Source organism: Rubripirellula lacrimiformis (genome assembly GCF_007741535.1).
Classification (GTDB): Bacteria; Planctomycetota; Planctomycetia; order Pirellulales; family Pirellulaceae; genus Rubripirellula; species Rubripirellula lacrimiformis.
The window spans coordinates 1073741-1094509 of sequence record NZ_CP036525.1 but is presented as its reverse complement, the minus strand read 5'-3'; the positions used below and the strand labels follow the sequence as shown (position 1 = coordinate 1094509).

General features: G+C 57.5%; 14 protein-coding genes and 1 tRNA gene. 5 read left to right on the top strand and 10 right to left on the bottom strand.

What is annotated here, in order from left to right:
• The 8 genes from K227x_RS03815 to K227x_RS03780 form a co-directional block, all read right to left on the bottom strand.
• Entirely contained in the window at nucleotides 1-1875 is a 1875-nt protein-coding gene (locus K227x_RS03815) for a hypothetical protein (protein ID WP_145168142.1), read from the bottom strand.
• Complete coding sequence (locus K227x_RS03810; RefSeq protein ID WP_246146482.1) at nucleotides 1872-4268, bottom strand: ABC transporter substrate-binding protein; 2397 nt, start codon at nucleotides 4266-4268, stop codon at nucleotides 1872-1874. The genes K227x_RS03815 and K227x_RS03810 overlap by 4 nt, the downstream gene beginning before the upstream one ends.
• 28 nt (nucleotides 4269-4296) lie before the next feature.
• Nucleotides 4297-7632, bottom strand: coding sequence for an outer membrane protein assembly factor BamB family protein (locus K227x_RS03805; RefSeq protein ID WP_145168141.1), 3336 nt, complete (start codon nucleotides 7630-7632; stop codon nucleotides 4297-4299).
• 72 nt (nucleotides 7633-7704) lie between these two features.
• Complete coding sequence (locus K227x_RS03800) at nucleotides 7705-8511, bottom strand: ExbD/TolR family protein (RefSeq protein WP_145168140.1); 807 nt, start codon at nucleotides 8509-8511, stop codon at nucleotides 7705-7707.
• Between the two features lie 138 nt (nucleotides 8512-8649).
• The gene (locus K227x_RS03795) at nucleotides 8650-9138 is read right to left on the bottom strand and encodes an ExbD/TolR family protein (protein ID WP_145168139.1); all 489 of its coding nucleotides are present in this window, start codon (nucleotides 9136-9138) and stop codon (nucleotides 8650-8652) included.
• 162 nt (nucleotides 9139-9300) lie between these two features.
• The gene (locus tag K227x_RS03790; RefSeq protein ID WP_145168138.1) at nucleotides 9301-10020 is read right to left on the bottom strand and encodes a MotA/TolQ/ExbB proton channel family protein; all 720 of its coding nucleotides are present in this window, start codon (nucleotides 10018-10020) and stop codon (nucleotides 9301-9303) included.
• 170 nt (nucleotides 10021-10190) lie between these two features.
• Nucleotides 10191-11102, bottom strand: a complete 912-nt coding sequence (locus K227x_RS03785) for a hypothetical protein (protein WP_246146481.1) — start codon at nucleotides 11100-11102, stop codon at nucleotides 10191-10193.
• A gap of 99 nt (nucleotides 11103-11201) precedes the next feature.
• Nucleotides 11202-12884: a hypothetical protein gene (locus K227x_RS03780; protein WP_246146480.1), complete on the bottom strand. Its 1683-nt coding sequence runs from the start codon at nucleotides 12882-12884 to the stop codon at nucleotides 11202-11204.
• Between K227x_RS03780 and K227x_RS30230 the strand changes: the two genes are divergently transcribed.
• The 5 genes from K227x_RS30230 (at nucleotide 12883) to mscL (ending at nucleotide 17388) form a co-directional block, all read left to right on the top strand.
• Entirely contained in the window at nucleotides 12883-13173 is a 291-nt protein-coding gene (locus K227x_RS30230) for a hypothetical protein (RefSeq protein WP_218933759.1), read from the top strand. The two genes, K227x_RS03780 and K227x_RS30230, sit on opposite strands and share 2 nt — an antisense overlap.
• A tRNA-Phe gene (locus K227x_RS03775) sits at nucleotides 13164-13236 on the top strand. Before K227x_RS30230 ends, K227x_RS03775 begins: the two co-directional genes overlap by 10 nt.
• A 512-nt stretch (nucleotides 13237-13748) precedes the next feature.
• Complete coding sequence (locus K227x_RS03770; protein ID WP_145168137.1) at nucleotides 13749-15455, top strand: alanine/glycine:cation symporter family protein; 1707 nt, start codon at nucleotides 13749-13751, stop codon at nucleotides 15453-15455.
• Nucleotides 15456-15457: 2 nt separating this feature from the next.
• Nucleotides 15458-16828: an alkaline phosphatase family protein gene (locus tag K227x_RS03765; protein ID WP_145168136.1), complete on the top strand. Its 1371-nt coding sequence runs from the start codon at nucleotides 15458-15460 to the stop codon at nucleotides 16826-16828.
• Nucleotides 16829-16923: 95 nt separating this feature from the next.
• The gene (gene mscL, locus K227x_RS03760) at nucleotides 16924-17388 is read left to right on the top strand and encodes a large-conductance mechanosensitive channel protein MscL (RefSeq protein ID WP_145168135.1); all 465 of its coding nucleotides are present in this window, start codon (nucleotides 16924-16926) and stop codon (nucleotides 17386-17388) included.
• 151 nt (nucleotides 17389-17539) lie between these two features.
• On the opposite strand, the gene dusB is transcribed toward mscL, so the two are convergent.
• Both dusB and K227x_RS03750 read right to left on the bottom strand, forming a co-directional pair.
• Entirely contained in the window at nucleotides 17540-18565 is a 1026-nt protein-coding gene (dusB, locus tag K227x_RS03755) for a tRNA dihydrouridine synthase DusB (RefSeq protein WP_145168134.1), read from the bottom strand.
• A gap of 255 nt (nucleotides 18566-18820) precedes the next feature.
• Nucleotides 18821-20620 carry an ABC-F family ATP-binding cassette domain-containing protein gene (locus K227x_RS03750; protein WP_145168133.1) on the bottom strand — a complete coding sequence of 600 codons (1800 nt, stop codon included), beginning with the start codon at nucleotides 20618-20620 and terminating at the stop codon, nucleotides 18821-18823.
• Nucleotides 20621-20769 lie beyond the last annotated feature (149 nt).

The window sequence follows — 20769 nt, the reverse complement described above, 5'->3', positions numbered from 1 at the left end:
TTAGCCGCTGGCTTCTTCGCCCTCGTCCTCATCCCCCGCCGATTTTTCGGGGGCCAGCTTGCCGCCATTCTTTCGGGCTTTGATCAGGTCGCCTTCGAGTTCGCGGACCAACACTGGGTTGATATGCTTGGACAACAATTCGCGTGTCGTGATAAACATTTGGTCGATCATCGACTTCTGATTCGAACTGCGGGGGCCTAACATGCTCAAGAACACGGCCTGTTTCTTACCCATGTCGTTGGAAAGCTTTTCGTTCGATGGCTGATTCCGCAGGGCTTCCATCAGGTCTTCGGCTTGGTCCATCTGTCCGTTCTGAAGCCGCATTCGAATCCTTGCCTTGTACAGTTCGCGAACGGCGACCAGGTCGATGATCGAATTCTGGACACCGCGGATGTACGCCTCGGCCTGCAACCGGAGGTCATCCCCACGCAAATCGGCGACCACCTTGGCGTCTAATCCGGGCACCATCGGCAATCGAGCCAACACCGCGCCGCCGTTCTTGACGTACATCAATCGCAGCGGCGCATCGGTTTGCTGAACCATCAACCGACCGTTCCAATCGGTCCGGCCGATGAAAGTCATGTCTTTGCTTTTGAGTTCTTTCTCGTAGATCTCGTAACCGATCAACGGGAAATTGGTATCCCCTTGGGCGTGCAATCGCAATTGGGTTTGGTCGCCAAACGCTCTGGCTTTCAGTGCTGTTCGAAAGGTGCGATTGTTTTTCCGACCCTGCAAACCGCCGGCGCGGCCAGCATAGAATTCCATCTTTGCGGTGCGGTCTTCGTACTCGGTCACCAACAGGTAGGCCCAATCAATGGGACCGATCATGATCGGATTGTTGTTGCGGTCGTTTTTGCGAGTCATCGGCTGCAGCACGTCGCCCTCGTGGATCAGCGCAGGCGAATCGTCCTGGACGATCAGCCCCGATGCACGCAACAAACCTGCTGCTGTTTTTTGGCCTGCATCGTCGATACGGACCACGGGTGCGAAAGCTTTGACCAGGCCGCGACCAACCGCTTCGCCAACCGATTCGTTCGCGGCGACGGGAACACTGGCGACCGGCCCAAAGAACCGCATCAGAGTATCCAGTTCAACGACGTCCACATCGTTCTGCATGTCGTTCATCGTGACACGCACAATGAACACCTTGTCATAGTCTTCGACCGTTTTGCTGACCAAACCGTCGATGGGCGGCGTGACCAACTTGGCTTCGGGGTTATCCAACGTCTGGGCCATCCCACGCGATACCAAGACCGCTTCGGTGGACGCATCTTTCCAAAGTTCCACCAGACTGGTCGCATCGCCTTCGACAGGCACCAACTGGTTGCTGATACCGCCAACCGTTGCGTCGCCGGACTCTTGTCCACGACGGCGGAGTTCATCAATACCGCCTTTGGTTCCCGATATCCGGCTGACGAACTCGGCAACGTTGGACGCGATCCGAATACGCACCGCGTCGGCGTGATCGCGTTTGACAGCCAACACCGGGTCGGCGGCGGTCAACATGTCGTAGGTCATTCCGCCAATGTCGCGAGACGCTGCGGCGCGGACCGCGGTCGGTGCATCGGCAATCGAAACTCGCCAAATCGACGAGAAGTCTCGATCCAAAAACTTCCGCAGCGGCGTCTCCATGGTATCGGCGTTGATACGCGGGTCATCGGCAACAACCCACACCAACACACGGTAGGGAGAATAATCCCATGGCAGTTCGGCCTCGGCTTCGTCGTCGTCCGCAGCTGGCTTCGCGGCCGGCGCGGCCCCCGGTGGTGGTGGCGGGATGACCACCGGCGCAGCCGCATCTTGTGCAGACGCGTGATGGACCGACGACACGCTCAGGCCGCTAAACAGAAACAGCAAGATCCAAGTGAACTTCATTGTCCCAACCGCCAATTACTTGCATTCTGATAAAGAGAAACGATGTCCGATCCCATTCCGACCAGTTCGCGTCGATAGGCATACGAGTCGACCATTTGCCACAACGGCAAGACGGGCAATTCGTGATGCGAAATCGCGTGCAGGTCCAACAAACGATCACGAACCTCGCGCCAATTCTTGGCCTCTTCCAATCGCCGCAGCCCAAGCCCCACCAATTGGTCAGAACTCTGCGCCATGCCTTCGGGGCCCAAGACGCGCCGCGCATCAATGACGGGTTCCCAAACGGCCGCCGAAACGTAAACGATATCGGCGATGTTTTCTTCACGATCGGGGAACGTACGCCCGATGGGCAATTCCACCAATTCGACTTCTAGATCCAACAGTTCCCATTGGCTGCGAATCGCTTCACAGGCCACTCGCGACAAGTTATCCGCTGGGAACGCCAATCGGATCGGCGTCATCTCCGCCACCTCTTTCTTGCTGCGGGCGGCAAAGGATTTCATCTGATTGAAATTCATCGCCAGCAACAATTTTGCCAACGGCGGCTCGTAAGGTCGCGGATCAATGTTTTGATCGTAGGCGTATCCCAACGGGTCGTTCAGTTCGATCCCGGCCGGGAAGGGGCCGGACAGAACGCGGCAACCTTCGGACTGAAGCCCTTCCAACAATTCACCGCTTAGAATGTCTTGGCGGTTGATGCCGTACAACAAGGCGCGGCGAAAGGTGCGTTCGGCCAGATATGGATGGTCCGAACAGGGGACCAGCATGTGAACCGTTGGCAGCGGATATTTCACCACTTTGACCGACTTGCTTTTGGACAGTCGGATCGCGTCGGCGGGGAACAACTGATCCAGCACATCGACCTCGCCCTGCAACAATCGGCCGACACCTTCCGAACCTGAAAGCAATCGAGTTTCGACGATCTCGCGAGGCTGAGTCGGCGTCTTCGGTTCGGATCGCAAGACATAGCGCACCACTTCCGAATCGCCTGCCTTGCCATCGGGATCGGTGGGTTTGTCGGGTCGATAGTCACCGGTCGGCGACCCCGGTTGGCCACCGAACCAGCTGCCATCGACCGAAATCTGCAACAACGAGATCGGCAACACGTGCGGCCGTCGCAAGTTGAATCCGACTTGGCTGGGGCCGACCAATTCGATCGAATGGACTGCCGCAGCCCAAGGCGCAAAGTAGTCGGGACTGCCGGGGATCGCTCGCTTCGCCATCACGTCGGCCAAGTAAAATCCTCGGATCTTGTCCAACGGCGGCTTGACTTTTTCGGGTTCGATCAACAGATCAAAATGCATTCGATCCGGACTCATCTCGGTATCGCCAAAGATGAAATCGTATTCGCCACCCTCGGGACCAGCCCCTTGGATTTCAAATAGGGTTCGGTACATCAAGCGCCCCGCCCGTCGGGCCGCCCAATTGTCGATTCGCGTCGGTTCCAGCACGGTCGCCGACTGCAGAACCCCCACGTTGACCATCGGATAGATTTCGTGGATTTGACGCATCAGTGCCTTCGCACCCGGCAAATCAGGTTCCAAGTAAATCGCTTCGCGAACCAATTTGCGAGCCAGACGAAAGTCGTCGGCATCCCGCGCGGCGATCGCTTCATCGCGTTTGCGCGACGCCATGTCAAAGAAGTTCTTGTTCCACTTGGTAACGGCATCCAGCCGATCGTTCTGGTATTCCTTTTCCAAACGAGCCAGCATTTGCTGGGCCAGATCCAGCTTACCGGCGTCGACTAGCTGCTGCATCAAACGGTCGGCAGTCCCACTGAGTGCTCGCACGACACTACGAGGCTGGTACTCCGGTGCATACCGACGCAACTCTTCCAACATCGCCAATGTCGCTGCGATTTCGCCCCGCTTGGCACGGGAGATCGCATCCTGCCATAGAAAGCCGCTGCGAAGTTCTCGCAAACCTTTCTGGTTAGGAAAGTCGCGAATCAAGACGGACAGAAACGGATACGCACCGACAAAATCGCCGGCCGCGATTCGTTCGCGAGCCTCTTTTTCCAGCTTCACTTCCCAAAGATCGATTTTGGCAATCGCCTTCCATTTGGCCATCATCTCCTTGCCCTCGACACCGAGGACTTGGAATCTCAGATCGCCATCGGGATTCGATGGTGGACGTCGCCCGGGAAAATCCAACGGCAGCGTGCGTGCCCATCCACCCCCTGCTTCTTCGGTGAAGAAAATGATGTCGTGTGGTTCTTCCTGCAACAGTTCCAAACCTGGATCCGGCGGCGTCCCCTGTTCGGCGTAGTCCAGACGCTGGGCGTGGGTAACTTGGGACGTCACCACCAAGCACAGCATCATGGACACACATACCCCGACGCGGCGCAGTGCAGCGCAGCCAGTCCGGCGGATACAGCGTTTTCGATTCGTCATGACCCTCATCAATGCAATTGCCAATAGTCTATTCCGAGGGGACTTCAGTGATATAAACGACGCCTTCGGCACCAGGAACCAGCAACCGGTTCCCGATCGCCATCGGCTTGGCCGAAATGGGTTGTCCCAGGTTGGAAGATCCCTTCAGTTTGCCCGCGGCGGGGTCCACTGCGACGATCCAGCCATCTTTCCCGCACAACACAATCGTATCGTCAACCATCAATGGTTGTCCGACCGGCAATCCCTGCGGCATGGGGACTCGGAACGCTTCGACACCGTCGGCAGTGAAGCCTCGTAGGTTGCCATCCTCGGTCTCCACCAGACACCAATCCCCAGCAGCCACAGGCCCCCATGCGATTCGGCCATCCAACAAAGTCTTGAACGATTCGTTCAATGAAGTCATGTCGAAACCGACCAAGAAGTCTGCTGCGGGCCCGGCCGTCGATGCGACGTAGGTTCCATTGACACCAGCCGCCGGTCCCAAGAACTTGTACTCGACGTCCTTGGACGACAATTCACGCAGTTGTTCTGCCACGCGAATCCGATAGATCTTTTTGCGACTATCGGCGACGACAACCTGATCCGCATCGTCAGGCAAAGCCGCCGGACGCGTCCAGTCGACGACCGCAACCGGATCGCTGGCTGGCTGAAAGGGAGTCGCCATCATGGCACCGGTCTGATAATTCATCAGCACGGCCCGTCCGGTGCTTAGCGGCAGGAACAATCCGCCGCCTGCGATCAACGCGCCACCGCTGGGTTTGCCCGCAGGCAACTGCATGGTCACTTGACGCAATTTTTCTTTTTCGCGAGTCGGGTTGTAAACCAGGATCGTTTGACCGCCCACCTGGTTGACCAACACGTCACGCACGTCGTCGATGGCGGTCGGATCTTCGAACCGAATACCAACCGCATTCTTGCCTGGGTTTTCGATCGGTCCTTGCGTCGAACCCGATGCCAGTGATTCGCGATCGAGTGCAAACAGCGCCGCTTGGCTGGTCACCACATGGAACCCCTTTCCGTCGGTCTGCGCCTTGATCATCGAAACGGGAACGCCCACGTCGGTTCGCCAGATTTCTTCGCCCGTCTTGGGGTTGGCTGCGGTCACACGGATGGCCGAGGTATCGCGAAGTCGCCGAGCATGCACCAAGGTGTCATCACTGACAAATGGCTGTCCAATGAACGTATCCAATTCATGCAAACTCCAATCACGGACGACTCGCCCGGTGTTGATCTGCAGTTCATAGCGGCCAACGCGAGTACCGGTGATCCACATCGCGGTGCGTCCGACCGCCATCTGAGTCGCCGTTGGTTGGTCATAGAACGATGGCAATGTGGCTGCCACGGTGACCTGATCTTTTTCGGCGGTTGGTTCGATGTCGTACACCGTCACTTCACCGCGATCGGTCAACACGATCAGCCGTCGCCCCTGGATGATCGGTGTCACGCGGACGTTGCCGGTCAAACGGAAGGGAGGCTGTGCGACGCGGATGTTTTCACCGGACTCGTCGACACGCAAAATGTGCACCACCGAATAATCAAGGCCTGCGTTTTCGATCACGAACACGTGACCGAGCAACGGCACAGGCGGCACTGCAATGGTGCCTTTACGGTGCCCGATGTAGTGACTTTGAACACAGGCACCATCGCGAGTATTGATCAGGTACAGGTTGCTGTGGTCACCGGGCAAATAGGCACGGCTGGTGCGATCGTCGACACCGGGGCCGGTTTCCAGTTCTTGTGGGATCTGCGTGCCCCATTTGGCGTCGCCCGAGTCCGCGTCCAATGCCAACAGCCGTCCCGAATCGGTCGAAATGTACAGGTCATCTTTCACCGAGATCGGTTCACGGAAAGGTTCGTCGATTTGCGAACGCCACGACACGCGACCATTTTCGGCATCGCATCGCACGACTTCCAAGGTAGCCGAATCGCTCAACAAGACCCCTGCCCCATTTTCGATTCGTACCGGAGGAAGGTCTTTGGCGTAGCCCACAAATTTGCGCCAGCGCAGTTGACCGTTCTCGCCATTGAAAGCCAAGATCGAACCACCCGCACGCAGAAACAGCGTTTCGCCTTGCAGATCGGGTGCAGCCCGACCGGCCAAAGTCGTCAACACGATCGACTTGATCGAATCGCTTTCCGGGGGATCGTTCACCGTTTTGGGAAGATTCGCGGTTGCGGCGACCAGTGTTTTTTGGATTTTGCTAGCCGATTGGATCTGCGATACCAACCGCTGGTCGTCTGCCAGTTCAGGAAAATCACGCAGCAGTTCGGTGCGAGTGTCGTAGGCGTCTTTGGTTTTCTTTTCCGCCAACGATTCCTTCATTGACTGCTCCGATGCATCGAGTCGTCGGTTCCGGCTGATGTCACGCTTGACGCGTTCCCGAGCTTCTTCGACGCCCTTGATCTGACCTGCCAACGTGGCCCGCATGGATGTCGGCATGAACAACGGATTTTCCATCAACGTCCGGTGTTCGTCCAACTTGGCCAGCAAGCTTTCCTTTTCGGATGTTTCTTTGGCTTTGCCAGCCGAGAATGCCATGTTGGCGGCGATGTCGACCAACAACGACGCCAAGTTGCCGCGTTCTTCGTTCATCCCCTCTTCTTCGGCAATCAGCGGCAGTTTTTCTTTGGCCAGATCGACCGCTTGCCAAGGTTCTTGTTTGAACTGAGCCGCTTTGTAGAGCTCGGTCATGGTGACGCGAGTCCGTGCGACCGACGAATACTGGTGTTCATCGCCGAACGAGTCCAAGAAACTCAAGTAAGCGTCCTGGGCACCTTGGTAATTCTGTTGGTCATAAAGCTTGTTGGCATTGCCAATGAATTCGTCGGCGTTTTCGCGGCTAAGCACGAACATGATGCCGGCACCGGCCAGCACCAACAGCGCGATGATGCCCAGATAACCGTAGACCTTGAACGAATCCCAGACCGATTTATTTTCAACCGGCTTGGGGCGACGCGAACTGGGGCGATCGCGTTTTGGACGCGGCACCGATTCATCGACTTCGTCACCGTCGACTTCGACGGGCACAACGTCCACTGCCATCGGCTCGGCTTCGTAGACCTCGACATCGGCCACTTCGACGACTTCGCCGAACGCATCGTCAACGACGCCCATTTCATCGATCGTGGTCAGATCGGCTTCGCCGGAATCGGCTTCCGACTCGTATTGGCCGCTGCGAAGTTCGCCGATCAACTTAGAGGCTTGGAAATGTGTCAACTGACCATTGTCGACCAACAGCTTCGCGACGGCTTCGGGGGTAACCCGTGTGCCGCCCTGTTCCAGCTGTTCGCGAAGGGCCTCGATGATCTCTTGGTCAAGCAACGCCAGTCGCTCGAGTCGATCGATCAATTCTTTAGCAAGCATGAAAGAATAGTGATTACGTGTGAGGTATTAGTTTTAAGAAAAGTGGGCAACCGTTTTGATCAACGCTGGCCGTCAGTCAAACTCTTCGACCTGAGTGACTTCTAACTGGGCGTAACCGGCGATGGTCCCGGCATCCATCGCGTCGACCAAAGCATGCAGCTTGGCCATTTCGTGGACTTTGATCACCAAACGCATCCCGTCGTTATTGTTTCCACTGGCTTCTTTCAGAGTGGAAATCAAGTTTTGTTTGCCGGGCGTTTCTCGTTCCCAATCCGGTGCCATCACCAGGAACGACCCGTATTCATCGACCTGCAGTTCGACCATGTCCAAATCTTCGGTCTCTTCGGGATCCGAATTGGTACTGGGCGCGTCGGTTTGCTGACGAGGCATTTCGATGGATTTTTGCAGACTGAACGCCGCGGTCACCATAAAGAAGATCAACAACAAGAAGGTCACGTCGACCATCGGCGTCATGTCCATCTCTTCCTCGGGCCGCTTGTTGCGAACCAAGACTTCATCATCTTCGTCATCGTCCGGGTCGGTCAGCGCGGTGGCCCCGATGGAATCCGTCGGTGGCGAATCGGAGGATGATCCCGACGCCGCGGCGATCGCATTGACGGCCGCTGTTGCAGGGACCACGCCATCGCCGTCCACGGGAACGACATCCACTGGAACGACATCCACGGGGATGACGTCCACCGGAATCACTTCCAGCGGCTCTGCGTCCATTGGATCGTCCATCGTGTCGTCCGACGCCACCGCGGCCTGAGGCACTTCCACCACAGCATCGCAACTGGGGCAACGCACACGCCGACCGGCCATCCGATCATTGGCATGATGGATGGTGCTGCACTGCAGACAGACGACTTCGATTGACATAGCGGAGACAAGATTAAGAGTAGATGTGTCAAGGAACGTGACGGCGAATCGCTGCCGCGAAGACCAGCGGCGTGATGCGCGGTCGGTAGCGGACGATCCACCGCATTTTGGGGCGGCCGACCGTCGCCCTACGCGGCACTAATTTTCCTTGACCGCGATGTAGGTTGAATCGATATCTTCGAACGCGTCACCAATGATCTTTTGGATCCGCGTCACCTGCCCGACTTTGACGTTGGCATCCCCGAACAGCATTACCTGTTGTTTGCTGGCGCCGAGCGATCGTTCCAATTCGCTCGTGATGTATTCGATAATCTCGGACGCCTGGGCATCTTCGTCACGACTGAATTCGCTGCCGTCCATCTTGTTCAAAATCACGGTGTCGCCAGAACCGGGATTGATAAAGATCACAGCCGAATTCTTGGCTGCGATGGCCAGTCCATTTTCGGCTTCGGGGATGGTCCCAATTTTGGTCGGATCCATCGTCGAACAAACGACAAAGAAGATCAGCAGCAGAAACGTGATGTCGATCATCGGCGTGATGTCCATTTCGTCGTCATCGCGGTTCTTCCGAGGCAAGACAAAATCGTCTTCTTCCTCTTCGATGATGTCGTCTAGATCTGTGCTCATGAAAAATCGGTACTTCGGTGGGCGCGGCGGCTTGAACGCTTGATGGGTCGGGATTGGAAACGGATCACGCTAGGCAACTGCCGGTGATGGAATCATTGCCAACCAAAATCTTCAGCGGGCGGTGGCGATCGACTTGCGGCCAATCGACCATCCACGCCGCCATTACTGTGGCGGCGACTGGGCAACGAGGGGATCCGCGGTTTGGTCCGCCGCTGCGCGACGCGCCGTCGTTGGGGCAGGTGCCTTCCCCAGTCCTTCGCGGAAAGATTGCATGAACTTGGCCAGTCCGGAACCGACCAAGTCTTCCATCTTGGCGATACGAATGTTGACACTGGCGACCAAGATCATCAACGGAATGGCAATCGCCAAACCACAGGCTGTCGTCCGCAGCGCGATATTGATGTCGCTAGCCAGCAACGATGGTTCGACCGATTCGGCGGTCGCCAAAGTCTGGAAGGCTCCCATCATCCCGAACACCGTCCCGAACAATCCGATCATCGGGGCACTTTTGATCATCGTGCTGACCCATGACAATCGGTATTCCAGGTCGCTCATCACGTCGCGTTGGAAGCGGTCCATGACGTATTGGCGAGCCTTTTTGTAGCCCAGTTCGCGGTGGCTGCAGGCCATTTCAGCGATCTGCGGGATCGCACGCGTGTCTCCGTCGCAGTACTCGACCACGCCTTCGAAGTCGCCGGAATGGAGCATTTGATCGATGTCGTCCATGAAGACATCTTGTTCTTCTTCGGACTTGAACCGTTTCTGACCCACGCGGGTCCACACCACCACGATGCAATACAGACCCCACAGGGCGGCAGCGGCCAACGCAAAGTAGGTCGAGTTAGAGATAAGCTCGAACAGAGAGAATTCGGCGAGTAGCATCAGCGGTCGAGTCCTTGCGGTAAATCAGATAGATAAGAGTGTGCATCGATGGCGGAGACATCAGGTCTCGGACATCCAAGTGTTCGATCTTCGATCAATGACTGCCCCCCCCGATGGTCACTGCAGACCAGGAATGGGCAGACGCCGATCATGACGTGGATCCATGCCAACTATTTTTTGGTTTTGCGATATCGTTGGCTGGTGACTTCAAAATCGTATCCGCCACCGACCGACTTGCTCTCGAACACCGTTTTGGCGATTTCGGTCACCGAGGGATGCCCCTTGGATTTGGAATATTCCAGCTCAATGAATGCCAGCTTATTCTCTAGTTCGGTGGGAATAAACTTCATCATCGTGCGATTGTTCAAGTTGACGCCGGCCGAGTTCAGCAATTGACGGTCAAACTGCATCAGCGGGCTGGGCGTCTTGAACATGAAATACAAACGTTTCTCGGATTCGGTATCGACAATCAGTCGCGACTTGGGCGCTTTCGACAGATTGTTGACCACATCGACGCCTTGCACCGATCCACCGATCGCCCCGAGTTCGATCTCGTAGAAATCGAGTTGCTTGGAATAGGAACCGATATCGCGAGCGGTGAAGTTCAGCTGCCAGCGTTCGAAACGCGGAATGATGTCTTCGCCTTCGCCCTCGGGCCCCGGCGGCCGCGAATCCCCTGCGCCGGTCCCCGACGTGGTCGCGGTGGCTGCGGTGTCGTTGGTCGTCAGGGATGCCGCCACGCTGCTGACCGCATCGGTAACCGCTTCGATCGTGTCCTGCAGGGTGGGTTCTAGCAGTTCTTCGACCTCTTCGGCCCCCGGCGGTTCAAAGTCTCGTTCAAAACCTTCGGCGTTGTCACCACGACCTGCTGGGTTCTCGATGATCGGCGCGATCGCAACCGGGGCGAACGTCCAGCGGCTGGTCAACCAAATGATGAACAGCATGAAAACAAACACGCCGATGAACAGCATCAACGCCATGAAGAAGGACGTCACGACGTCAAAGCGACTGATACGAAACTTCTCTCGCTCGGCATCGCGTGCCGCAACCGAGTCCGTTTGAGAATGTTCTAGCGATGCCATCGAAAATGCCAGTAATAGCGACTGAGAGACAAGAGTTCGAATTTGACCAGGGGTGGCAGGCGCCGCCTGAACCAGACGCGCGTCCGCCGAGTGCAGAGGCTACAGATCGTAGTCCAAAAACACGTAAGTCGGATCCACGGTTCGATACCAATCACGCCACTGTTCTTGGGCTTGATCCACTTCGGCATCGCTTGGCTCGTCGGGCATTCCAAAGCCTTCGAATTTGCGACTGATGAATCGCAGTCCGTCACGAGCATACTGGCGTGCCACCTTGTCGGGATCGCTGAGCGCGAAGATCAGTGCCGGGACGACGCGAAGTTCGTCGCTTTTGCCCAACAACTTGGCGGCCACACGCCGGGCCTGCCAAGACCGACTGCCGCGTACCAATCGTTCCAATCGGTCCAACTGAGCCCGCCGACCATCGGGGGTCGGATCCAACTGCAAATCGTCCGGCAGCGACTTACCCTCGGTGTCGCCAGCCCCGTCGGACTCCAAGATCTTCAGCAGATCGGTGACCTGAGTCGCGACCGCTTGGCCTTTGATCTGAGTCCCATCGACGCGAATGTTGGTGGTGTCCTTGGGCAGCCCGTAGCCGCCTTCGAGCGTTCCCGAACTGGTGGAGAAGATTGTTTTTTGGGTACTGCGGATCAGAAACAAAAGTGCGAACGCCGTGCTGACCGGCGCGGTGGTTTGTGAACGATCTTCCCACCCACCGGACGGCGACTGGTATCCACGCAGTTCGTCGACGCCTCGGTTGTACCAGTCAGGGCTAAGATCTTTCTCGGCACCACGTGAAATCTCGACGAAGCTCTCGTAGCGTTCTTGCGTGTAGAGGATGTAGTAATAGAAATCGAGCCCGCCTCGCTTGTAGGGATTCTTGCCCCGCCAATTTTCCAGGAACCCAATCGATCGACGAATCGGTTCATCGGACAACTTGACCTTCTTTCGCCGGTTCGCGTTCCCGTCCTCTAAGTACAACTTGATCGCCTTGGGCAGACCAACGATGCCGGGATCATTTTCGTCGGATCCGGTTTCCCCCCAAAGCCGCAGCGCGTCACCCGCGATCAGGATGCTGCTTCCGCCAGCCAACCCCATCGATATGCCGACCCGCTGGGTCTGTTGAATGTTGGGCTTTCCGGGGCCTGGATCGGTGCCCTTGTAGGGCCACGCACCGCCAAGATCCTGGACCCGCAGCAACCATTGCAGACAGGCCACGACCTTGGCGTAATCCATCGGGATCCCGACTCGATCGAGTGTCCAAATTGCCAAAATCGCGTATTGAGTTTGCGAAACGTCGCCGATGGATTCGCCGGGATACCCGAATGGCCCATTGGGAAATTGCCCGTGCATCAACGCCTTCTGCAACGCTTCCAATTGCGGGCGGTACAGAACCGGGTCGACGTCGGCGAGCAACAGCACGCACACCGACATTTCGTAGTTGCCCTTGTGCGAGTGGAACTCGGGGTTCTCGTACTGTTTCAGATACCGGATCGCCCACGCGATCCCTCGCTTGACCAACGGATGATCGGGATCGTGCCGACACTTGTGGTGCGCGTACGCGATCAACGGAACCGTCCCGTCGATCCCCAACTTGTCCGCCTCCGGTGGCAAAGCCTCCAAATAGCTGACCCCTCGATTGACCATCTGCTGGACGACCGCATCATTCGGGGTATACGCCCACACCCGATCGGAAACGGTCCAAGTGCAGACCATGGCTGCCAACACCAGGCTGCTGCGCCCGATGAAGGTGGCTGAATGATTGGTCTTCGAAATCGTCTTCATGGCAACCATGCTAAAAAAATTCATTTTTTTCGTTGTAAAATCGCTTGCGAACGCCAAAAACAGGCATTCCCCGCCCTCTACGATGGCGATTGGAGCCCGTAAAGAACGTCAAATCACGCGAAAACGTGAACACAAGACCACCGCTTTTTTCAAGATTCCTTGTGAACCGATTGACGGCGTCCCGCATCATACCCTACGATCCGCAACCGTCGAATTGATCGATGGTGGTGCGACGGCGTTTTTCCTCGGGTTTTCTCGTGAGTTCGCGTCCTCTGCAATGGTTAGGTAGCTCAGTTGGTAGAGCACGGCCCTGAAAAGGCCGGTGTCGGCGGTTCGAGCCCGCCCCTAACCACTTCAAATGACTTCTTTCTGACTCGCCTCTTCGGGTCAGACCGATCGCAAGCTTGATGCGATCCGCCGGACACCCCCGCTGTTGAATCACTGCGTTTTCGGCCGCTCCCTGTTTTCGGACGACCTCCCTGGGAATGCTCCGCATCCGGATCACCATGCCGCGAGCTGCCCGCCGGCAATCCGCCCTGCAGCACGCTGGAACGCCCAACCCAAACAGGCATCCAACTAGAAGGACGACATCCGAACCCACAAGCGAACAATCAAACGCCGGATCGGCGAATTTTCCACCGCACGCTAAAAGCCAACCGACATCCGCACCGACTCGGTGGCCAACCCAAGGGTGCACAACGGATCAGCAAGGCGATGCAGTTCACCCGCCTGGCACCCTGCCCGGTCAGCGATTTTCTGACTTTGATTCGGCCAAGATCCGGTCGGTGGTGTCGCGTCTGACCGGCCAAGCCTCTAGTTTGTTGAGAACTTGAGATAGTTTTTGCTCCCTTTCGGTCGACTGCCATGCCTACCGCGCGACTCCTGATCCTGCCTGTACTGCTGTGTCTGCTTTCAGCTCCTTTCGCATCAGCCCAATCGGACACACCTCCGCCACCGGTCCCTCCCCCCGTGGCCGGCGAAACATCAGACGATGCACCGGAGTCGCCACAGGCAGTGGACGCTGACGCGGTTGACGCCGATGCAGCAACCAGCACCGACACGGAAGCCAACGCGGAAGCAGAAACCGACACCGACGCCCCACCACAAACCTGGTCTCACAAAATCGACGAAGCGTTCGGCAAGTACATCGTTGCCAACGCAGCCTTTGTCATCTTCTATGACTTCGGCACCGAACAATGGCTGGGCACCAAGATTCCGTTTGTCGTCGTGTGGCTACTCTTCGGAGCCATCTTCCTGACCATCCGCATGGGCTTCATCAACCTGCGGGCATTCCGCCATGCGATCGACTTGATCCGCGGCGTCTATGATTCGCCAGACGAACCTGGCGAAGTCACTCATTTCCAGGCGCTTGCGGCGGCACTTTCGGCAACGGTTGGACTGGGCAACATCGCGGGTGTTGCGATCGCGATCGGCACCGGCGGCCCGGGCGCTACGCTGTGGATCATCATGATTGGCCTACTGGGCATGACGTCCAAGTTTGCCGAATGCACGCTGGGGCAACTGTACCGGGTCACCGACGAAAAGGGCCATGTCTTGGGCGGCCCGATGCGGTACCTCAAGACCGGACTTGCAGACATCGGAATGGGCGGACTAGGCAGTGTCCTGGCCGTCATTTTCATGCTGCTTTGCATCGGTGCCAGCTTCGGTGGCGGCAACGCATTCCAAGTCGGACAGTCGCTCGAAGCGATCCGCGGTGACGTCCCAATCCTGCAAACTCACCCCGTGATTTACGGCCTTGTGATGGCTTTTGCGGTGGGAGTTGTGATTGTTGGCGGCATCCGCAGCATCGGTGCGGTCGCCGGCAAGATCGTTCCCTTCATGTGCTTTGCCTATGTCGCTGCGGCGCTCTACATCCTGATCCTCCATTACGCCGCGATCCCTGCCGCCGTCGTCACGATCGTGACCGAAGCATTCAACCCCAAGGCCATGTACGGCGGCTTCCTAGGCGTGCTGGTGATCGGCATCAAACGGGCGGTGTTCAGCAACGAAGCCGGCGTCGGATCCGCAGCCATCGCCCACTCGGCCGCCAAGACCGACGAACCGGTCAGCGAAGGTATCGTCGCTTTGCTAGAACCGTTCATCGACACCGTCGTGGTCTGCACGATCACCGCGCTGGTGGTCGTCGTGACGGGCGCCTATTCGGCACCAGAAATGGAATCTGCCATTGCCGCTGACCAGGGTGCCAAAGTCACCCTGCACGCCTTCGCGGTCGGCGGCCACGACTGGTTCCGATATATCCTGTACTTCGCTGTCGTGCTGTTCGCGTATTCGACCTGCATCAGTTGGTCCTACTATGGCGAGCGATGCTGGGTGCAACTTTTCGGCGCCAGTTCGTCGGTGTTTTACAAGATTCTATTCCTGATGTTCACGGTATTGGGATCGATCGTCACGCGAGGCAACATCCTTGATTTCAGTGACCTGATGATCCTGGGGATGAGCTTCCCGAACCTACTGGGCGTGTTCCTGCTTAGCGGAGTGGTTCGGCGTCAACTGGACAGTTATTGGGGCAAATACAAAAGCGGCGAACTCAAGCGAACCGATTCGATTTAGCCATGACACGTGTTTGCATCATCAACGTTGTTGGACTGACACCTCGACTGCTGGCCCACGCGCCGCGAATCGCCAGCGTCGGAACAGCATCGGCTTGGCAAAGCCCGCTGCCGGCGGTGACCTGCACATCCCAGGCGACCATGCTGACCGGCATGGCGCCACGCGATCACGGGATCGTGGGCAATGGATGGTACTTTCGCGACACCCAGGAAGTCCGATTTTGGCAACAAGCCAATTCGCTGATCCAGGGGCCGAAGTTTTACGACGGCGTCGAAACCGCCAAGATGTTTTGGTGGTTCAACCAATCATCAGGCGTTCAGTACTCGGCAACTCCTAAACCGCATTACGGGTGCGACGGATCGAAGGCATTCGACATCCTGGACCACACCGGATGCGAACTGACGAAGAAGCTGGGCCCGTTCCCGTTCTTTTCGTTCTGGGGCCCCGGCGCTGGCCTCCCCAGTTCGGACTGGATCGCCGATGCGACCGCCATCGTGATGCGTCAGAAACAACCCCAACTGACACTCGCCTATCTGCCGCACCTGGATTACGACTTCCAACGACTGCCGCACCACGACCCAGCACGCGTGGCGGAGGTCGACGCCGCCGCGGGCCGCATCATCGACGCTGCCGACGCGATCGGCGCCCGGGTGGTGGTGGTTTCGGAATACGGACTCGTGCCCGTCCAGCGGCCCGTATCGATCAACCGAGTGCTTCGAAAGGCTGGTTGGCTGGGAATCCGCAATGGCCCGTTCGGCGAGATGCTGATCCCCGGCGAATCAGCGGCATTTGCGGTCGCGGATCACCAACTGGCCCACGTCTATGTCCGCGACCGATCGATGATCCCGGATGTACAGTCCGCGTTACTGGCGACCCCCGGGATCGCACAAGTGGTTGCACCCGAGACGATCGGACTGGACCACCCTCGCAGCGGCGAACTGATCGCGCTGGCCGATTCCGACGCCTGGTTCACCTATTACTACTGGCTGGACGAAGCCCGCGCCCCCGACTTTGCCCGCACCGTCGACATCCATCGCAAACCGGGCTACGACCCCTGCGAACTATTCATGACCAGCAAGGTGCGCATCGCCGCACGATTGGCGCAAAAGAAACTAGGCTTCCGATACAAGATGGATGTGATCCCGTTGGACGCCAACCTGGTTCGCGGCAGTCATGGGATCCATCCCGAATCGCCCGACGATGGCCCCGTGATCGTGGGTCCGCCCACGACCGACTCACGAGACGCTGAATCGCACACATCGACGGCCAGCGACGCGACGAACAACTCGATCTCGCTGCCGACCGACATGCAAGACTTTGCCGCCTATGTGAAGTCGCTGCTAGCGACCGAGCCACCCAAAGGTGGCAACTGACCACTTGTGCACTGAACTGCAAATACACATACTCCCGGCCTGGGCAGATCTTCCTTGCCCCCTAGTCCACCCACCTCGCCGGGAAAGCAGTTTCGATGGGTATGTTCAAAGAGTTTCGTGAGTTTGCGATGCGCGGCAGCGTGGTCGATTTGGCTGTCGGTGTTGTCATCGGAGCCGCCTTCGGCAAGATCGTCAGCTCGTTTGTCGCCAACATTGTGATGCCGCCACTGAACCTGTTGACTGCCAAATACGGCGTCAACTTCAGCGAGATGGCCTACAAGATCCAAACCGAATCCCCCAAGCTGTTGCCCGACGGAACGATCGAAAAAGCAGCCGATGGATCGCCCATCATGGTGATGCAGCCGTACCCGATCCTGAACTACGGCCCGTTCATTCAAACCGTTGTCGACTTCCTGCTAGTCGCTGCTGCGATCTTCTTGGCGGTCAGGCTAATGAACAGCGCCAAGGCCCGCTTTGAAAAAGAGAAGGAAGAAGAAGTCAAAGCACCGGCCGAAGACATCGTCCTGCTGCGTGAAATCCGCGACTCGCTACAGAAGTAGAATCGCGGCAGGCGGATTCATCACGAGGAAAGTTGGCTGAATCCCACGGCGTGGGACTCGCTAGATTCCCCCTGCTGAAAAGGACTTCTGACGAAGTCCACGGCGGCAAACACCCAATGGACTTCCAATTCGAAAACACTCCGCCCCGGTGTCAAACCACGGGGGCCGGAGCCGACGGGAAATGCTCGCGTACAACGCTGTAGAATTCCTCGGCCGTTGAAACCTTGGCAACGTGCGTCCGGAAATGCCGGGCGCCATGTTTGCCCTGGGCGTAACAGCAAGCGTACTTTCGCATCAGCACGGTGCCCTTGTCTTCGCCGAACCGGTCGACCACCAATTGGTAATGGTCCAGCATCACGTCACGCTGCTGGGCCAACGTCGGTTCGGGCGGCACCGGGTCACCACGCAGCGCCGCAGCGGCCTGAGCGAACAACCACGGCCGTCCCAGACAGGCACGTGCGATCATGACCCCGTCGACGTCGTAGTTCGTGAACGCAGCGACCACCTTTTCGGCCGAATCCAGATCGCCGTTTCCGATCAGCGGAATGTTTTTCAGGTGCGACTTAATCTGGCTGATCCGATCCCAGTCGGCGTTGCCACGAAACATGTCGGCAGCGGTCCGCCCGTGCACGGTCAGCGCCGCCGCGCCAGCCTCTTCGACGACTCGCGCGATCACGTCACAGTTAATGCTTTCGGGGCTACAGCCAAGTCGAATTTTGGCGGTCACCGGCGTCGGAGCGCAGACCTCGACCAATCGGCTGATGATGGCCGACATGCGGCTGGGGTCACGCAGCAAGTAGCTTCCGCTATGCGCCTTTTGTGTGACTTGGCGAACCGGGCAACCAAAATTGATGTCGACAACGCTGACCTTGTACTCATGCGCCAACCGTCGGCCGACCTTGGCCATCGTTTCGGGTTCGTTGTCCCAGATCTGGACCGCCAACGGACGGGCCTCTTCGGCGACGCCCCACAAACGGTCGGGATGCTCGGCATCGTTTTCGTCCATCCACACAAAGCCGCGAGCGTTGACCATTTCGGTGGCCAGCAATCCGGCGCCGCCGAACTGCCGAACAATGTGCCGAAACGCGGCATTGGTGAACCCGGCCATGGGCGCCTGCAAGATCGGCGGGTCAATCACCAGATCGCCGATTCGCAGCGGTGGGGGTGGAAATGTCATCGTGGGTCGATCACCAAATGCCAGACAAGAACAAGGGAATAGCAACTATACAGCGAAATGTGAACGCGTCACGCAGAGCGGCCGTCGTGATCCGTCCGGGCCGTTTTTCGCAGCGGAACTCGCCAAGGTTTTCGGTGATTGAGTGAGCCGTGATCGCGTATGCGGCCGGGAATTCCCATGCCTCGCCAAGATTTTCGGTGATCCCAAATCCTAGGCCGAAAGTCTTGACGACTTCCGCTACGAAATGCTTCAGCGTTACGAAAAGTCGCTCAGTTCCAACCAACGTTCTTCGGCTTCGACCAATTCCGCTTTGATTTTCTCGATCGCTTCGTGCTGTTTCAACGCTTCGTTGGGATTGGTTTCCTTCAGCATTTTCTTGGTCAGATCCTTCTTTTCGTCGTCCAGTTTGGCGATCTTCTTTTCCAGGTTCTTCAGTTCTTTTTCGGTTTTCCGGCTGTCCTTGCCACGTTCGCGGTGCTCGACACCCTTGGGCTTGGCCCCCGAATCCGAATCGGATTTGCCGCTGGCCTTGCCGCGTTGACGTTCGCCTTCGTCGATCTCGGCTTCGACAGTCGCCAAGTAGCTGTCGTAATCGCCAAAGTAGGTTTTGACGGTCCCATCGCGGACCTCGACCACCCGGTTGGCCACACGTCGGACAAAGTGCCGATCGTGGCTGGTGAAGATGACGGTGCCCTTGTAAAGATCCAGTGCCTCGGCCAACGCTTCGACCGTTTCGACGTCCAAGTGGTTGCCCGGTTCGTCCAAGACCAGCACGTTGGCGGTCCCCAGCAACAAGCCGGCCATGCACAACCGAGCCCGTTCGCCCCCGGACAGCACCTTCACTTTCTTGTTGATGTGTTCGTCACGGAACAACAACGCGCCGGCCATGGCCAACAGGTCTTGCCGGGTGGTGTTGCTGTCGCTGCTGTATTCCAGGTTTTCCAGCACCGTTTGTCGCTCATCCAACGACGTGTAGACGTGCTGGGCATAGGTGCCGATTTCGACGCCGTAGCCCCACTTCATGGTCCCATCCATCGGTTCCAACGAATGGACGATCGTCCGCAGCAGCGTCGTTTTGCCCTGTCCGTTGTCGCCCACGATCGCCACTCGCTGGCCGTGTTCGATTTCGAAGTTGATTTGGTCGGCAACAACGTGGGCTTCCAGTTCCTTGTTGGCCGGGTAGCCGATCGCCATCGATTCACATCGCAGCGCGGTGCCACTGCGTGGGTCGACGCTGGGCGGGCGGATGTTGACGGTTGGTTCGTCGACCTGGATCTCGGTCGTTTGCAGTTTTTCTAACTGCTTGGCTTTACTGCGTGCCTGACTTGCCGTGGCAGCGCTGGCGCGGTTCTTTTCGATGAACCGCTGCAGTTGTTTCTGTTTGGCGATGACCGTCGAATTGACTCGTCGGTCGTGTTCGCGGCGTTCCTCGCGGTATTCCAAAAACGAATCGATTTTGCCGGGGTACATGATCAATTTGCCACGCGACAATTCCAGCGTCTGGCTGCAGGTTGCTTTCAGAAACGCACGATCGTGGCTGACGATCAGGGCGGCCTTGCTGAAATCCCGCAGAAAGTGCTCCAGCAGAATCTGAGTCCGCAGATCCAGGAAGTTGGTCGGTTCGTCCAACATCAACATGTTGGGGTCATGCAGCAGCAGCGCCGCCAATTTGACTCGCGTCTGCCAACCACCCGACAACTCCTTGACCGGGCCGTTCAAATAATCCCCTTTTAGCTCGAATTGGCCGGCCACTTCGCCACAGCGCCAGTCGGGTTCGCCGCTGTCGCGCATCAGGAAGTCCATCGCCGACTCCCCCGCTTGGAACGGATCATGCTGACGCAGATATCCGATTCGCAGCGATGGGTGGTGGATCACTTCGCCCTTTTCCAGTTCCTCGTTGCCCAGCAGGGCCCGCAAAAGAGTGGATTTCCCAGCGCCGTTGCGGCCGATGAATCCGATTTTCACGTCATCAACTAACGAAAGCTCGGCTCCGTCGAGCAAAACTTGGTCGCCAAAACGCTTGTGAGCGTCACGAACTTGGATCAGAACGGCCATGGATTCAAAATGATCAAAAGCGTAGAGGTGTGTCCCGCCGCAGCGGCTAGTTGGCAATAAGATGATCGCAGTGTGAAAGTTTACAACCGGACGAATCGGTTGACCCCACCGGACACCATGGTCACCACCATCGAAGTAAAAGTCCTGAC

Excerpts from the sequence above, each read along its gene's own strand:
- dusB (WP_145168134.1), bottom strand. The coding sequence starts at position 18,565 with ATGACATTTCCACCCCCACCGCTGCGAATCGGCGATCTGGTGATTGAC.
- K227x_RS03750 (WP_145168133.1), bottom strand. The coding sequence starts at position 20,620 with ATGGCCGTTCTGATCCAAGTTCGTGACGCTCACAAGCGTTTTGGCGAC.
- K227x_RS03815 (WP_145168142.1), bottom strand. The coding sequence starts at position 1,875 with ATGAAGTTCACTTGGATCTTGCTGTTTCTGTTTAGCGGCCTGAGCGTG.
- K227x_RS03790 (WP_145168138.1), bottom strand. The coding sequence starts at position 10,020 with ATGCTACTCGCCGAATTCTCTCTGTTCGAGCTTATCTCTAACTCGACC.
- K227x_RS03765 (WP_145168136.1), top strand. The coding sequence starts at position 15,458 with ATGACACGTGTTTGCATCATCAACGTTGTTGGACTGACACCTCGACTG.
- K227x_RS03810 (WP_246146482.1), bottom strand. The coding sequence starts at position 4,268 with ATGACGAATCGAAAACGCTGTATCCGCCGGACTGGCTGCGCTGCACTG.
- K227x_RS03805 (WP_145168141.1), bottom strand. The coding sequence starts at position 7,632 with ATGCTTGCTAAAGAATTGATCGATCGACTCGAGCGACTGGCGTTGCTT.
- K227x_RS03785 (WP_246146481.1), bottom strand. The coding sequence starts at position 11,102 with ATGGCATCGCTAGAACATTCTCAAACGGACTCGGTTGCGGCACGCGAT.
- K227x_RS30230 (WP_218933759.1), top strand. The coding sequence starts at position 12,883 with ATGGCAACCATGCTAAAAAAATTCATTTTTTTCGTTGTAAAATCGCTT.
- K227x_RS03795 (WP_145168139.1), bottom strand. The coding sequence starts at position 9,138 with ATGAGCACAGATCTAGACGACATCATCGAAGAGGAAGAAGACGATTTT.
- mscL (WP_145168135.1), top strand. The coding sequence starts at position 16,924 with ATGGGTATGTTCAAAGAGTTTCGTGAGTTTGCGATGCGCGGCAGCGTG.
- K227x_RS03800 (WP_145168140.1), bottom strand. The coding sequence starts at position 8,511 with ATGTCAATCGAAGTCGTCTGTCTGCAGTGCAGCACCATCCATCATGCC.
- K227x_RS03780 (WP_246146480.1), bottom strand. The coding sequence starts at position 12,884 with ATGAAGACGATTTCGAAGACCAATCATTCAGCCACCTTCATCGGGCGC.
- K227x_RS03770 (WP_145168137.1), top strand. The coding sequence starts at position 13,749 with ATGCCTACCGCGCGACTCCTGATCCTGCCTGTACTGCTGTGTCTGCTT.